This is a genomic window from Brachybacterium phenoliresistens, from assembly GCF_039530785.1.
In the GTDB taxonomy this organism is placed as follows: Bacteria; Actinomycetota; Actinomycetes; order Actinomycetales; family Dermabacteraceae; genus Brachybacterium; species Brachybacterium phenoliresistens.
In genome coordinates, this window is the sequence record NZ_BAAAOW010000026.1 from 1 (window position 1) to 703 (window position 703).

Consider the following 703-nt stretch of genomic DNA (forward strand, 5'->3'; position numbering starts at 1 on the left):
CGGCGGGTTCTAACGGTCAGCGCAACAGGTGCTCGGAGAATACCTCTCTTGGCGTAGCAAATTCAAGCCGCTTTCGCGGTCGATCGTTCAATAGGTCCTCGACGCGCTTCAACTCCTCCGGCGTGTGGACGGACAGGTCTGTGCCCTTGGGGAAATACTGCCGGAGCAAACCGTTTGTGTTCTCGTTCGTGGCGCGCTGCCACGGTGAGCGCGGATCCGCGAAGTAGACATCGATATTGGAGGTCTCCACAACCGCCTCGTGCCTGCTCATCTCAATGCCTTGATCCCAGGTGAGAGTAGAGCGCAGGTCGTCCGGCAAGCCAGCTAGAGACTTCTTGAGCCCTAAGATCAGAGCTTCAGACCTCGGTAAGCCCGGGTCCATCCAGACGAGAGCGGTGAAGTTCGACCGCCGCTCCACAACGGTGCCGATGGAAGACTTTCCGTGCTTGCCGACGATGAGGTCACCTTCCCAGTGGCCTGGAACGGAGCGGTCCAATGCCTCGGCTGGGCGCTCCGAGATCCTTATTGCTTCCGGGACCCGTCTGCGGCGCTCGTCGGCCCGTTTTTGCGGGCGACGCATGGTTCGGCCCGTGCGCAGTGCACTACTGATCTCCCTGCGGAGCTCGCCGCGGGCCTGCAGGTAGAGGGTGCGATAGACCGTCTCGTGGCACAAGTGAAACCTCGAATCATCCGGACGCGCTCG

Annotated in this window: 1 protein-coding gene; it reads right to left on the reverse strand. The window is 61.3% G+C overall.

The annotated features are described in order from the left end of the window. Positions 1 to 16: 16 nt before the first annotated feature. A partial coding sequence (locus ABD234_RS19105) for an IS30 family transposase (protein ID WP_344359664.1) occupies positions 17 to 703 on the reverse strand: 687 nt, incomplete at its 5' end.